This is a genomic window from Mesorhizobium sp. M2D.F.Ca.ET.226.01.1.1, assembly GCF_004022705.2.
Taxonomy (GTDB): domain Bacteria; phylum Pseudomonadota; class Alphaproteobacteria; order Rhizobiales; family Rhizobiaceae; genus Mesorhizobium.
On sequence record NZ_RZOY02000001.1, the window covers coordinates 682722 to 695837 of the forward strand.

At 61.3% G+C, this 13116-nt stretch carries 12 protein-coding genes and 1 tRNA gene; 5 read left to right on the plus strand and 8 right to left on the minus strand.

Translation table 11 applies throughout. From position 1 onward, the window contains the following. Positions 1-38 precede the first annotated feature (38 nt). Both EN869_RS03275 and EN869_RS03280 read right to left on the minus strand, forming a co-directional pair. Entirely contained in the window at positions 39-686 is a 648-nt protein-coding gene (locus EN869_RS03275) for a TetR/AcrR family transcriptional regulator (protein WP_127228544.1), read from the minus strand. A gap of 79 nt (positions 687-765) precedes the next feature. After that, positions 766-1047 carry an acylphosphatase gene (locus EN869_RS03280; protein ID WP_127228543.1) on the minus strand — a complete coding sequence of 94 codons (282 nt, stop codon included), beginning with the start codon at positions 1045-1047 and terminating at the stop codon, positions 766-768. A gap of 147 nt (positions 1048-1194) precedes the next feature. On the opposite strand from EN869_RS03280, the gene EN869_RS03285 reads away from it, so the two are divergent. Then, positions 1195-1701 (plus strand): MarR family winged helix-turn-helix transcriptional regulator, encoded by a 507-nt coding sequence (locus tag EN869_RS03285; protein WP_127228542.1) that lies wholly within the window; start codon positions 1195-1197, stop codon positions 1699-1701. Positions 1702-1716: 15 nt separating this feature from the next. Here EN869_RS03285 and EN869_RS03290 read toward each other — a convergent pair whose 3' ends face one another. Beyond that, positions 1717-2829, minus strand: coding sequence for a pyridoxal phosphate-dependent aminotransferase (locus EN869_RS03290; RefSeq protein ID WP_127228541.1), 1113 nt, complete (start codon positions 2827-2829; stop codon positions 1717-1719). Between the two features lie 182 nt (positions 2830-3011). Between EN869_RS03290 and EN869_RS03295 the strand changes: the two genes are divergently transcribed. Further along, positions 3012-4691, plus strand: a complete 1680-nt coding sequence (locus EN869_RS03295; protein WP_127228540.1) for a tetratricopeptide repeat-containing sulfotransferase family protein — start codon at positions 3012-3014, stop codon at positions 4689-4691. 394 nt (positions 4692-5085) lie between these two features. Here the strand turns inward: EN869_RS03295 and EN869_RS03300 are convergent, their stop codons facing one another. The 3 genes from EN869_RS03300 to EN869_RS03310 all read right to left on the minus strand — a co-directional run bounded on the left by EN869_RS03300 (position 5086) and on the right by EN869_RS03310 (position 6805). After that, positions 5086-6270: a porin gene (locus EN869_RS03300; protein ID WP_127228539.1), complete on the minus strand. Its 1185-nt coding sequence runs from the start codon at positions 6268-6270 to the stop codon at positions 5086-5088. Positions 6271-6368: 98 nt separating this feature from the next. Continuing rightward, positions 6369-6620 (minus strand): GIY-YIG nuclease family protein, encoded by a 252-nt coding sequence (locus EN869_RS03305; protein WP_127228538.1) that lies wholly within the window; start codon positions 6618-6620, stop codon positions 6369-6371. A gap of 94 nt (positions 6621-6714) precedes the next feature. Next, a tRNA-Ser gene (locus EN869_RS03310) sits at positions 6715-6805 on the minus strand. 71 nt (positions 6806-6876) lie between these two features. Between EN869_RS03310 and EN869_RS35455 the strand changes: the two genes are divergently transcribed. The 3 genes from EN869_RS35455 to EN869_RS03320 all read left to right on the plus strand — a co-directional run bounded on the left by EN869_RS35455 (position 6877) and on the right by EN869_RS03320 (position 9784). Next, complete coding sequence (locus tag EN869_RS35455; RefSeq protein WP_281015728.1) at positions 6877-7005, plus strand: hypothetical protein; 129 nt, start codon at positions 6877-6879, stop codon at positions 7003-7005. A 241-nt stretch (positions 7006-7246) separates the two neighbouring features. Continuing rightward, positions 7247-8464 carry a porin gene (locus EN869_RS03315; RefSeq protein WP_127228537.1) on the plus strand — a complete coding sequence of 406 codons (1218 nt, stop codon included), beginning with the start codon at positions 7247-7249 and terminating at the stop codon, positions 8462-8464. A 243-nt stretch (positions 8465-8707) separates the two neighbouring features. Continuing rightward, on the plus strand, positions 8708-9784 hold the full coding sequence (locus tag EN869_RS03320) for a site-specific integrase (RefSeq protein WP_127228536.1): 1077 nt from the start codon (positions 8708-8710) through the stop codon (positions 9782-9784). 78 nt (positions 9785-9862) lie between these two features. Here the strand turns inward: EN869_RS03320 and EN869_RS03325 are convergent, their stop codons facing one another. Together EN869_RS03325 and EN869_RS03330 are read right to left on the minus strand one after the other, a co-directional pair. Then, positions 9863-10759 (minus strand): alpha/beta hydrolase, encoded by an 897-nt coding sequence (locus tag EN869_RS03325; protein ID WP_127228535.1) that lies wholly within the window; start codon positions 10757-10759, stop codon positions 9863-9865. Positions 10760-10997: 238 nt separating this feature from the next. Then, positions 10998-13031, minus strand: a complete 2034-nt coding sequence (locus tag EN869_RS03330) for a lytic transglycosylase domain-containing protein (RefSeq protein WP_127228534.1) — start codon at positions 13029-13031, stop codon at positions 10998-11000. Between the last annotated feature and the right edge of the window lie 85 nt (positions 13032-13116).

The following is a 13116-nucleotide window of genomic DNA, read 5'->3' on the forward strand; positions in this document are numbered from 1 at the left end:
CTGCGCACGCCCCGGTCTTCGCGGAGATCATGCCCGTATCAGAGTGCCACGGCGTCCCTGGCGCGCCCGGAGGGACGCGCGGTGCCATGGCTGATTGTCGCGCCGACCAGGCGCATTGTCATCGAAAGATATGATGCCGTGACTTCGGCGACGGACAGCCGCTCGCCGGGCCGGAACCAGACGATGACGCCGGTCATCATCTGGATCAGCGCCATGGCGGTCAGCCCGGTGTCGTCGATCTCAAAGACGCCGGCCTCGGCGCCGTCGCGCAGGATCATGCGCAGCTCCTTCTCATAGGCCGTGCGCATCTTGAGGATTTGGGTCAGCCGCTCATGCGAAAGGCTGCGCAATTCCATGTTGGAGACATGGGTGGCGTGGCGCCGCATGATGTGGAAAGCGATGTGGTTCTCGACATATGCGGCAAGCCGGGTGACCGGATCGGCGCTCGCCGGCCGCGTCGCGTCCCAGGCCTTGAGCAGACCTTCCATATGCTCTCTCATCAAGGTGAAAAGCAGATCTTCCTTGGTCGGGAAGTAACGGTAGAGCGCCGCCGCCTGCACGCCGACCTCTGCCGCCAGCTGCCGCATCGACATCGCCTCGTAGCCGAGGCGCGCGACCAGGCTGACCGCCGCCTCGCGGACGGCCGCTTCGGTCTTTTCCCCGTCTGAACCGGTTGTGCGCGCCATATTCGCCTCTTGCCATAGTAATAAAACGAACGTTCAATTAATTCAAGATGCACATGCTGGCCGCGGAGGCGAGATGAGGTTAGACGATGATCCTGAAATCCGCCGGCGCGTCGTCGGCCGCTTCCTCGATCTCGACCTTCGAGACGCGCGCGCCCCGCGGCCCTTGCCACAGGCGTTCGATCATCGCCGTGACAGCGGCATCGGCGCCAGCAATCAGTGCGGTGACCGAGCCGTCACGCTCATTGCGCACCCAACCCGTCAATCCGAGACGCATGGCTTGGGCGCGCGTCCAGACACGGTAGCTCACGCCTTGCACCGTACCGGAAACACGCACCCGAACGGCTCTTTGCTCACCTTGCATCGCCCGCTCCAGAATCTTCCCCATCAATCTGGAGCACGAAAGGTCAAATGCAACCGGTTCGAAGGATAGGTGGCACGCTGGATTAAATAATTGACTCAGTCAACTAATGAGGGGATTATCGGACGCAATGTCTCTAAGGAGGTCAGCATGCAGCACGACGCCCTGGTCCATGAGACTCGTCGCTTCAACCGATTCTATACCGGGCTTGTCGGGCTCCTCGACGAGACATTGATACAGAGCCCGTACACCCTGACGGAGGCACGTGTGCTGTTCGAGCTTGACCGCAAGCCTCGAACGGCAAGCGGCGAGGCTGGCTTTCTGGCGCGCATGTTTGATCTCGATCTCGCGCCTGTGGCGTCCGAACTTGCCGGTGAACTGGGCATCGTCCCGGCCCATGTCACGAGGGTCGTCCGCAAATTTGCCGCTATCGGATTGGTCGAAATGCGAAAAGGCCCGGTGAACAGCCAGCCTGTTCTTTCGCTGACTGTTCGGGGTAAGGCGGCGTTGGCCACCCTGGAGACCGGGACGAACCGTGATCTTGTCCGGCTGATCGCCAGGCTCGGCGACGAGGAAGCCCTGGAGCTCTCGGATCTGCTGAAACGCGTGACGCGGCTGCTGGAGAAATCCGGCCATGCCGGGTCATCCGCGGCCTAAGCCGCAACCGCCCGATCAGTTCCCGCGTGCGGCCGCCAGCGCGCCCGGCAATTCCTCGGCGAAGATGTCGAGCTCATGGCTGAGGCCGACGCTGACCCGGACGCACCGGTCGAGCCGTGGCGCCATCGGCTTGCGGATGAACACGTCGCGCGACAGAAGATTCTGCATCACTTTCAGTGCGAAAGCGCCGTCGCGGCCGCAGTCGATGGTGACGAAATTGGTCGCCGACGGCAACGGCTTGAGATCGTTCTGCCTGGCGATGGCTGAAATGCGATCGCGGCCCGCGGCCACGCGCGCCACCACGGACCGCAGATAATCCTGATCGGCAAGCGCCTCGAGGCCGGCAATTTGTGCCATGCGGCTGACGCCGTAATGGTTGCGGATCTTCTCGAAGTCGCGGATCACCTCGGTCTCGGCCACCGCGTAGCCGCAGCGTATGCCGGCCAGACCGTAAGCTTTGGAGAAGGTGCGCATGCGAATAACGTTCGGCCGCGCAACTTCGATCGCCGGGAGAGCTGAGGCCGGTCCCAGCTCACCGTAAGCTTCGTCGAGCACCAGCATGGTGGTTTCCGGCAGCGCCTCAATGAAGCGCATGACATCGGGCGCCTCCCACCAGCTTCCCATCGGATTGTCGGGATTGGAGAGATAGACCAGCGGCGCCTTTTCGCTGACGACTTTGCTCAGGAGCCCGTCCAGGTCCTCCTTGTCATTGGCATAGGGCACCGTCACCAGGCGGCCGCCGACGCCGGCGATATGGAAGTTGAAGGTGGGATAGGCGCCGAGCGAGGTCACCACGGCGTCGCCCGGCGCAACATACATGCGCGCCACCAGGCCGAGCAGGCCGTCAATGCCTTCGCCGACGACCACGTTCTCAGTGGCCACGCCATGATGCGCGGCCGCCGCCACCTTGAGATCGTAATTGTCGGGGTCGCAATACATCCACTGGTCGCGCGCGACGCTCTCCATGCGCGCGATGACGCGCGGCGAGGGCCCAAAACTGCTTTCATTGGCGCCAATGCGGGCGCGAAACGGCCGCCCGCGCTCGCGCTCCTGCGCCTCCGGCCCGACGAACGGCACCGTGGTGGGAAGCGCGCCGATGATCGGCGTAAGGGGGGGGCGACGAAGCATGGCAAAGGGCTCGCTTGAGAAAGGGTCTACTTGCTAGCGTGGGCGAGGGGTGGGTGCAAGTTGGATTGAAACTGTTGGCCGTGCTCTTGCCGGGTGAGCGAATGGCGCAAGCGAGACCGAAAGCATCGGTTGCGCGTCGAGGTTCGACTGGATTCCATCGGGACTTTTTGCTAGCAGACGTCATGAACAATCGTTTGCCGCCTGCCTGGTCCAAGCACCTCAAGTCCGGCCCTACGCCGAAACCCAGATGGCCACAGGCAAGCCCGCCACAGCCGAGCCTCCAGAAAGCGAATTCGCTTGCCAGCGCGCGGGCCGACGACGCGTTGCTGATGAAAGCCTATGAGCATCAGCAAGCCAAACGACTCAGTGAAGCGCAGGACCTGTGCTTCCAGGTGCTGGCGCGAACGCCAAACCATCCGCTGGCCCTTTACATCATGGGCACCGTTGGTCTCGGCTACGACGACGAGGCTGCCTTGCACTATTTCGGGCGAGCGATCGCTGAGGAGCCCAGGAACCCCTATTACCATCTTAGCCTTGGCGAGGCGTATGCGAAGCTCAGTGAATTTTCAGCTGCGATAAAGCACATCCAGTATGCTCTAGAAGTGCAGCCCGATCTCGTGGAGGCCCTTTGCGCCCTGGGGCGAGTTTACACCCAGTTCGACAAACCTGATCTGGCCTTGCCACTTTATGAAAAAGCGCTGAAGGTCAACCGCGATCATCCTAAGGCGCGGATCGGAATAGCGGCCGCGCTCACCGGCCTTGGGCGTATGGATGAGGCCGCTTCCTATCTCAAGGAGGCGATCGAAAGCCGCGTCGACGCGGCGACCGCCTACTACGACCTTGTGCAAACCCGAAAGTTCGCTGAAGAGCCTCCCGAATTGCAGTCGATCCTTCGCGAGCTGAAGAGTCCGGGACTTAAGCCGGAAGCCAAAGCGAGTCTCAACTACGCCGCCGGTAAAGTGGAGAACGACCTCAAGCGCTATGCGGAAGCCTTCGGCCACTTCATGAATGCGAAGCAAGCGGAAGGTTACAAATTCGACATCGGCCAGTATCGTCGTTTCGTAGACCTGACGATTGAAACCTTCACGCCGGACTTGTTTGCCGCAAGGTCTGGCTATGGCAACCCTTCCGAAGCGCCTGTGTTCGTGGTGGGCATGCCGCGCTCTGGGACAACGCTTACCGAGCAGATATGCGCTAGTCATCCCGAGGTTCACGGGGCGGGAGAATTGAACAAACTGAGGCGGGTGGCGAATGCAATCGGCCTGCAGCCTTCCGCCTACGATTTCAACAAGCCGATCACGACGATCACCGAAAGCTTGTCCAAGACGTTGGCCGAAGAGCATCTATCCTATCTGCGGGAGCGTGCTCCGATCGCGCAGCGCATCATCGACAAGATGCCGCATAATTTCGAATTGATCGGCCTGCTTACGCTTCTTTTTCCAAATGCGCGCATCATTCATTGTCGCCGCGATGCCATCGACAATTGCGTGTCATGCTATGTCCTGCCATTCAGCTCGGCACACAGCTACAATACGGACCTGCAGGCGCTCGGCCTCTACTATCGCGAGTACGACCGCTTGATGCGTCACTGGAACGAGGTCTTTCCAGGCCGTATTTTCGAAAATCGCTATGAGACACTTGTGGAGGACCAGGAGGCACAGTCGCGCCGGCTCATCGACTATCTCGGGCTGCCGTGGGATGACGCCTGCCTGCGCTTCTTCGACAAGGAAGGGGCGGTCACCACACCCAGCCGTTGGCAGGTTCGTCAACCGATCTACAAATCCTCCGTGAAGCGTTGGAAGAACTTTGAAGGTGAGATCAAACCCCTGATCGAAGCTTTGGGAGATCTGGCTGATATCTGATCTCGGGCGAAGTTGCATCAAGCGCAAGGCAGATGGGGCATCCATGAAGCAACGACCTGAAGGCGTGCCGTTTAGAATGCTGCCATTCCAAGAAGCCGATTCGCAAGCGGCAATCGGCAGCGCCTAACCTAACTGATATCCATCTCACAAAAAATCGTGCTCCAATCGAGCGCCGCAGCTGTCTGCGCCTGAATGGATACCCAGCGCTGTGCGGCAACTCTGCGATTTTTGAGGTCTACTTCAAAACTAGCAGACGGGGCTGCCAAGTTCAAAACTAGCAGACGGGGCTGCCAAGCGATTCTCGGGGGCGCGCGCAACAAAATCTCCGTCGACAGCTGTTCAACGAAAAACCCGGCGGTTGCCCGCCGGGTTTTCGATTCAATCAGGCAGTGCCTTAGAACGAGCGCTGGAAGCGGAGCAGACCGCCGACGCTGTTCTTCTTGTCGGCGCCGGTGAAGTTGACGGTCGAAGAGTGATCCGCGTTCCACTCGTCGAACTTGCCAAAGTGATCGTAGTCGACTTCGGCGGTGACCGTGAAGCCGGGAACGATGTCGTAAGCGACGTTTGCCGCCACGCCGTAGTTCTTGTCCTGATCACCCGACACCTGGAGGTTGAACGAGGTCTTCTCGTTGAACTTGTAGGTGCCGCCAGCCCAGAACGCCCAGTTTCCACCCCAGATTTTGTAGAAGCCGCGGCCATGAGCGTCGATAGTGTTGGTCGGGTCGTTGAGGTTATTGTCGCTGCCATAGCCGAATATGCCGAACAGCGACAGTTCGTTGGAAACGTTCACATCCAGGCGGACCTTGCCGGCGACTTCTTCGTAGTTGCTGTCGTAGGCAACCACACCGGAGATCGCGCCCCAACCCTGCGTCCACTTCAAGCCGCCGACGACATGCGGAACGTAGCTGTCGATGGTGCCGACAGCGCCTTCGCCTTCTTCGAGAGAGACCACGGCCGAGAAGCCGTTGCCGGCGTCGAAGTAGTACTGGACGACATTGGTGTCGAAATCGCCGTAGGGAACGAGCGTGTCGTTGATGACGTTGCCGGCATAGCCGATGAACGTATCGAATGCCGATTCGTCCTTGCCGACGCGGAGGCCACCAAGCTGGATCCAGGCGAAGTTCAGCGAGACATTCTTGTTGCCGGCGGGATTGCCGATCGGGTCGCCGCCGGTGGTGAAGGCACCGTAGCCGTTGCGGTTGCCGAAGTTGAAGCGGGTCTCGGTGTAGGTCTTCAGGGTGCCGAGCTCGGTTTCCTGGCCGGTCCATGTCTTCAGCGTGAAGCGGGTGTTCTTGTAAAAGGTGCCCTGCTCCTTCAACGGGCTCTTCATGTGGTCGAAGGACTTCGCGCCGTCGAACGAGCCGACGTCGCCGACGCCGATGTCGTAACGAACATAGCCACCGATGCGCAGGCAGGTCTCGGTGCCGGGGATGTAGAAGTAGCCCGAGCCGTACACGTCGCAGATCTTGACGTATTCAGCCGGTTCCGGCTCGGCGACGGTTACCGCGTCGGCGGCGCGGGCGCCGGAAACTGCGATCAGGGCCGCAGCTGAGCCGAGAAGAAGGCTCTTGATGTTCATTTTCTGACCTCCAGTCAGAATCGAACGGAAGAGTCGAGGAGACACGGTCGAGTAGGCCGTTTTTCCCTATCATTTCAGATGGATAAATCCTGGATCAGTCAGCGAGGCTCTGTCCGCCAAAACCGCTTGCTGGCGAAGGCCTTGCCGGATCCGGTCTTGAAATACTGCTCGAGTTGCCGCGCGTTGGCCTCGGTTTCGACCCCGACGTAAGCCTTCAAGGTGACAGGCAAATAGGCCTTGGTCGAGGTCACCTGTCCTGATTGATGCGATTCGAAACGGCGTCGTAGATCGTTGGTCGATCCGACATAGACATCGCCGTTATGGAGCAGCAGAAAATAGACGTACCACATGGTCCCCCTACGCTACTTCGTAGCTTCGGGCGACACTCCCACGCCCAAATGCGGTTCCGGGTGGCCTGCCACCCGAAGCCCGCAGGGCGTAGGGTGGCGGAGAGGATGGGATTCGAACCCACGAGAAGCTTTTGACCTCTACTCCCTTAGCAGGGGAGCGCCTTCGACCACTCGGCCACCTCTCCGTCGCGCCGCTGGATAAAGAAAAGCGCCGGCACAATCAACAAGCCGGCGCCAGAATCGCGGAAAATTTGCCATGGGCGGCAAGACGGATGACCTCATGCGGCGATTCCATGGCGATTCCCTGCCCGACGACTGGCAGCTGGCGCCGCAATTTCGGCGGCCCATCGCCGGATTCGACCGGCCGCAAGGCCTTAATGGTTAATGAGAACTTTCGGAGTGAGGCCAAATCGTGTCATTTGTGCAACAACGTACGGGGATAGCGTCTGGATAGGGCTTTCGGCGATACGATCATGGTTGAACGCCGCCGCCGCCTGGGTAAAGGTCATGTTCGAAGGAGCGGCGCGGTGCGCATCTTTTTCGGTAGTGGGGATGGGGCAGGGAACGCTGTCCTTCAGCAAAAAATACCCAGACCCGTTTTTTAACTTTTGACTGGAGGTCAGAAAATGAACATCAAGAGCCTTCTTCTCGGCTCAGCTGCGGCCCTGATCGCAGTTTCCGGTGCTCGCGCCGCCGACGCGGTGACCGTCGCCGAGCCGGAACCGGCTGAATACGTCAAGATCTGCGACGTGTACGGCGCTGGCTACTTCTACATCCCGGGCACCGAGACCTGCCTGCGCATCGGCGGCTATGTCCGTTACGACATCGGCGTCGGTGACGTCGGCTCGTTCGACGGTGCCCGCTCCGGTGACGTCAAGACCGGCAAGGACCAGGGTACCTTTCAAAAGCATGCCCGTCTCTCGCTGAAGACCTGGACCGGCCAGGAAACCGAGCTCGGCACGTTGAAGACCTACACCGAGACCCGCTTCAACTTCCAGAACCACAACGCCGACACTGCGCCTTACGTCAATGCCGCCGGCAATAGTGGTGTTTCGCTGAACTTCGCCTGGATCCAGCTCGGTGGTCTCCGCGTCGGTAAGGACGAATCGGCCTTCGATACGTTCATCGGCTACGCCGGCAGCGTCATCCAGGACACGCTCGTCCCCTACGGCGGCTTCGACACCAACGTCGTGCAGTACACCTTCGATGCCGGCAACGGTTTCTCGGCCATAGTCTCGCTTGAAGAAGGCTCGGGCGGCAGCACCGTCAAGGATGGCACCCACTTTAACCCCGTTCTCAACAATGGCTCTTATTACGGCGCTGGTACCATCGACTCCTATGTTCCGCACGTCGTCGGCGGCTTGAAGTGGACGCAAGGCTGGGGCGCCATCACCGGCGTCGTTGCTTACGACAGCAACTACCAGGAAGTTTCCGGCAAGATCCGCGCGGATGTGAACATCAACGAAGCGTTCTCGCTGTTCATCATGGGCGGCTGGGGCACCAAGAGCCACCTCGAGGATGTGAGCTTCGTCAGCTATGCAGGCGGTCGCGGCTTCTACAAGCCGTGGGGCGGCAGCTGGGCAGTGTGGGGCGGCGGCACCTACAAGTTCAACGAGAAGATGTCGTTCAACGCGCAGGTTTCCGCCGATCAGTGGAAGAATGTCGGCGTCGCTGCGAACGTTGCCTATGACATCGTTCCTGGCTTCACGATCACAGCCGAAGTTGACTACTCGCATGCGGGCAGATTCGGCGACGCGAATCCGGATCGCCGGAACTACCTTTGGACCGGTGGCGACAAGAAGAACGCCGTCGGCGGCGTGCTCCGCTTCCAGCGCTCCTTCTAAGGGCTGGACTGTTACAACTGGAATCCGGCCCGGGCGTCTCCACGCCCGGGCCGTTTTGTTTTCGCGATTGGTCGAAGCAAACGAAAGGATGGGGGTGAAAACGGTAAGCTGATCGGGTCTGTGGAGCGACTTTGTGGGATCCGCCACCGGCGGATGTGGTCGGGTGCCAGACTCGAAAACTCTTGAAAGGACATCTCCGACCGGTTAGGGCTGATAGCTTAACCACAGGGGGTGTGGCTAAAAATGTCGAACGAAGCGATTCAAGAGGGGGAGTCCTCTGGTCATTTTGCGGTATTTTCTTCTCAGAACTCGAAGTTTAGGTACACCTACAACAAGATCCGGGAAGTAAAATCGTACAGGATCGGGGAACTCTTTGCAGCATACCGGGATATACTCTGGGATGATGGGCGGCATAAATACAATGTCAGCTCTTTCATCGGTGAAATAGACGAGATCCTTCTGGGAGAACGTTTCAGCACCTTTGACCAGAACACCCTGGACAATCTTATCGGTACCTTGCGCCAGCGCGGGAACAGCAACGCAACCATCAATCGCAAGATGGCTGCCCTCAGCAAATTGCTGCGCAAGGCTCATAAGATGGGAGATATCCACAGCCTGCCCGAGTTCCGCCGCCAGAAGGAGCGGGCGGGGCGGATTCGTTTCCTCGAGAGGGACGAAGAGGCAAGGCTGTTCGCCGCCATCAAGAGCCGCAGCGAAGATGCCTACCGGCTTTCCGTCTTCCTGGTCGATACCGGCTGCCGCCTCGGCGAGGCGCTCGGCCTGATCTGGAACGACATTCAGGAACATCGCGTCTCCTTCTGGATCACTAAATCCGGCCGCAGCCGCACCATTCCGATGACCGAACGGGTCAAGGAGGTGATCAAGCTGCCGCCGACCACCGAAGGCCGCCGGCCGAAAGGCCCGTTCACCAAGCTCAGCCAGGCGCAGTACCGCGCTATCTGGAACGAGGCGAAGGCCGAGGTCGGTCTCGGCGCCGATGAGCAGGTGGTGCCGCACATCCTGCGCCACACTTGCGCTTCCCGACTCGTTCAGGGAGGTATCGATATCAGGCGTGTTCAGATGTGGCTTGGCCACCAGACGCTGTCGATGACCATGCGTTACGCGCATCTGGCCACCAACGATCTCGACGGCTGTGTCACCGTTCTCGAGAAGCCGCGCAGCGACGAGTCCTCGTCACGGTCCGCCGAGAGTTCCGCGTTTGCGTCACCTCTCACGACGCCGACCTCGGTCCCGTCGTCCCGGAAAAAGCAAGGACCGGAACCGGCCAAGGCGGCTCACAAGCGCTCAAAAGGCAAATAGGCCGAGCGGATCGGCCTCGCTGGCGGACACAAATCTATATTCCGGTAGCAGAGCCCGGGGCTGATATAGTCTCGGGCTTTACTTATATTCGACTTGATTTTCGACCCGATCGAGGAAAGCTGCGATCCTTGCCGGCAGCTCGTCGGTCTCAAGAAAAGGCGCATGGCCCTGGCCTTCGACGACGATCGTTTCCATCCCGGAATGCCGCCGCTGCATCTCCGCGAGCGTCGCCCCGGAAAACAGTTTCGAGTTGGCTCCGCGAATGACAAGCAACGGCACGGCGGCTAAAGCATCGAACTGCGGCCACAGATCCGGCAGCGGTTTACTGAAATCGACGCTGGCCAGCGTGTCGACCAGCGCCGGATCGAAATCCGGCACAAATCCCGCTTCGGTCTCGCGGCAGATCGCCGCCACCATGCGCGCCCAGTCCGCGTCGCCGAGCGCTGGGAAGCTGGCGCCGTGCACGTGCCGCTGCGCGTCGACCGCCTCGGCGAGTGTCTTCGGTTTCGGCGCGCGGTCGAGATAGGAGCGGATATGGGCAAGCCCGTCCGCCTCGATCACCGGGCCGATGTCGTTGAGCACGATGGTCTTCAGCACGGCCGGCTTCAACACGCCGAGCACGTGGATGATCAGCCCGCCGCGCGATGTGCCGATGAAGGCGGCCTGCTCGATGCCGAGCGCTGAGAGCCCGGCAAGCACGTCGCCGGCTTCGGCCCCGACGTTATAGTGGCTGATATCCGGATCGTAATCGGACAGCCCGCGCCCGCGGTAGTCGAAGGCAATCACCTTGCGCGGGCTCTTCGCCTTGCCGGAAAGATAGAGCGCCAGTTCATGGAAGTCGCGGGCATTGCGGGTCAGGCCGGGCAGGCAAACCACCGGCCAGCCGGCGGTGTTCGCCTCGCCGTAAACCCGTGCATGGAGTTTCAGGCCATCGGGTGCGGTATAGAAGAAGTCGGAGAAACCTTCGCTCGCCATAGGAGTATAGTTCTTCCTCACTGGAGACGGTCGACAGCTACAGGCGAGGGTAGGGATCGTCAAATGAGGAGTGCTTCCCCTTCTCCTCTTGTGGGAGAAGGTGGCCTCGCGAAGCGAGGTCGGATGAGGGGTGTTCCAGGGAACGCCAACATCTCGCTTCGCTGGAACACCCCTCAACCGGCTCGGCGCTGCGCGCCGATCCACCTTCTCCCGCAAGGGGAGAAGGGGAAGAACGCCCTCAGCTCCGCCCGTTCACGAGATCCCCCACGATGTCGTATTTCCCCGAAATACGCATCTTGTAGACCTCGTAATTTTCCATCACGCGCTGCACGTAACTTCTTGTTTCCGTATAGGGAATCCGCTCGATCCAGTCGACCACCTCGTCGACCTGCTTGCCGCGCGGGTCGCCGTATTTCGCCACCCATTGGGCGGCGCGGTTGGGGCCGGCATTGTAGCCGGCGAAGGTCAGCACATAGGAGCCGCCGAAGCGGTCGAGCTGCTCGCCGAGAAAGGCCGAACCCAGCGTCGCATTGTAGCCGGCATCGCTCGTCAGCCGTGCCTGCGAGAAATTCATGCCGGCCTTCTTCGCCAACTGCTTGGCCGTACCCGGCATCAACTGCAGCAGGCCGCGCGCGCCGGCGCTGGAAACGGCGCCGACATTGAACTCGCTTTCCTGGCGGGCAATGGCGTAGGCGAGCGCCTTGCCGGATCCGGAAATATTGGCCGAATCGGGAATGACACCCAGCGGATGCGACAGCGCGCCGACATCGATGCCGCGCTGGGCGGCGATCTTGCCGACCTTGAGCGCCATGAAATGATTGCCCTGCTTTTCGGCCAGCACCGCAAGCAGCGCCAGCTCGCCGGGGCTGGTCAATTGCCCGGCAAGGTCGCGGTAGAGCGTTTCGGCATAGCGGTCATAACCCGCCTCCTGCAGCCGCTTGATCGCGTTGACCGCCTCACGGCCGTCAAAGCTCTGGCGATCGGCCGCGCTCGGTTTCGGATAGACGATGTTGAGTGTCCTCAACCCCACGCGCTCGCCGGCGAGCTGGCCGTAGAAGGTCGTCCCATAGCTGGCCGCGCGCGTGAAATAGTCCTTGGCGCTGCCTGGACCGCCGACTTCCGCCGCGCGGCCGAGCCAGTAATAGGCGCGCGACAGCGACACCGGTCCCTGGGCGAACTCGGTGATGCGCTTGAAGTGGCTGGCGGCGGTCGCCGGGTCGTTGAGGCCGCGCAATGCATACCAGCCGGCATGGAATTCAGCTTCGGCGGCGTTCAGCGGACTTTCGGCTGCATGCATGGAGACGATCTTGTAGGCGGTCTTCATGTCCCCCTGGTCGACCAGCTCGCGCGACAGCACGCGGCGCTCGACCCACCAGGCATCGGGGTCGACCAGCGAATCGCGATCCGTCGGCGCTTTCATCACGACGGCAGCCGCGTCGGCGAATTTCTGCTGCTTGCGCAGATATTCCGCCTCGGCGAAGAAATAGCCGGCCGAACGCTGCGCCGCCGGCACCGCCTTCAAGAGCTTGGCGGCGTTCTTGTCGCCCTTGTCGGCCGCCGCCCAGGCGTCCGCCAGCGGCTGCGCGCCGGCGAGACCGGCGACGCGCAGCGCCGAGGACGGCCGGTCGGCATAGAACATCCGCTCCATGCGGTAGCGGTGGTCGACCGCCGGGATCAGCGTGCCAAATTCCTCGATGATGGTCGCCTCGTCCTTGGATTCCAGCTTTTCCGTGCGCCAGAACGGCACCAGAACCGCCCGCGCCGCTGCCTGGTTGCCCAGCGCCACCTGCGAGCGGGCAAGGATGATCACGCCCTCCGGCGTCAGCGGCTGGCTGCGGCCGAAGGCCTGCACCACCACTTGCGGCGGCGGATTCTCGCGATAGAGCGCGCGCTCGCTGTTCTTGCGCAGCGCGATCGTGCCCGGCCATCCGGGCAGCATCTTGGCCGCATCGGCAATCTCGCCGCTCGGCACCTGGTCGCCGCCATAGAGCGCGATCGCCCAGGCGAGGATGTGCCGGTCGAGCGAAGTGGCGGGCAGCGTGTCGCGCGCATTGCGCGCGCCGGCGATGTTGTTGGCGGCAAGCGCGTCGAGCCCGCTCTTCAGTTGCGCGATGTCCGGGGCGATCGACGTTTGGCCCGGCGTCTGCGGCACGTCGGGCATGGGAATAGAAGCCGTGACGCGCGCGTCGACGCTGCCGCCGATCGCCATCGTGGGCGTCAGCGCGACGATCGCGCCCAAAAGCGCGAAGAGTTGAGGCCGCCTCGTCGGCATTTTGCGATCCTAGCACATCGTCTGCAGGCGCGGGTACTCGAGACCCGATGCGGAGCCTAAACTTAGGTCGTGAAAGGCTCGTAAA

Bases quoted from the DNA above. Each gene is read 5' to 3' on its own strand.
- EN869_RS03275 (WP_127228544.1), bottom strand. From the start codon at position 686: ATGGCGCGCACAACCGGTTCAGACGGGGAAAAGACCGAAGCGGCCGTC.
- EN869_RS03280 (WP_127228543.1), bottom strand. From the start codon at position 1,047: ATGCAAGGTGAGCAAAGAGCCGTTCGGGTGCGTGTTTCCGGTACGGTG.
- EN869_RS03285 (WP_127228542.1), top strand. From the start codon at position 1,195: ATGCAGCACGACGCCCTGGTCCATGAGACTCGTCGCTTCAACCGATTC.
- EN869_RS03290 (WP_127228541.1), bottom strand. From the start codon at position 2,829: ATGCTTCGTCGCCCCCCCCTTACGCCGATCATCGGCGCGCTTCCCACC.
- EN869_RS03295 (WP_127228540.1), top strand. From the start codon at position 3,012: ATGAACAATCGTTTGCCGCCTGCCTGGTCCAAGCACCTCAAGTCCGGC.
- EN869_RS03300 (WP_127228539.1), bottom strand. From the start codon at position 6,270: ATGAACATCAAGAGCCTTCTTCTCGGCTCAGCTGCGGCCCTGATCGCA.
- EN869_RS03305 (WP_127228538.1), bottom strand. From the start codon at position 6,620: ATGTGGTACGTCTATTTTCTGCTGCTCCATAACGGCGATGTCTATGTC.
- EN869_RS35455 (WP_281015728.1), top strand. From the start codon at position 6,877: ATGGGCGGCAAGACGGATGACCTCATGCGGCGATTCCATGGCGATTCC.
- EN869_RS03315 (WP_127228537.1), top strand. From the start codon at position 7,247: ATGAACATCAAGAGCCTTCTTCTCGGCTCAGCTGCGGCCCTGATCGCA.
- EN869_RS03320 (WP_127228536.1), top strand. From the start codon at position 8,708: ATGTCGAACGAAGCGATTCAAGAGGGGGAGTCCTCTGGTCATTTTGCG.
- EN869_RS03325 (WP_127228535.1), bottom strand. From the start codon at position 10,759: ATGGCGAGCGAAGGTTTCTCCGACTTCTTCTATACCGCACCCGATGGC.
- EN869_RS03330 (WP_127228534.1), bottom strand. From the start codon at position 13,031: ATGCCGACGAGGCGGCCTCAACTCTTCGCGCTTTTGGGCGCGATCGTC.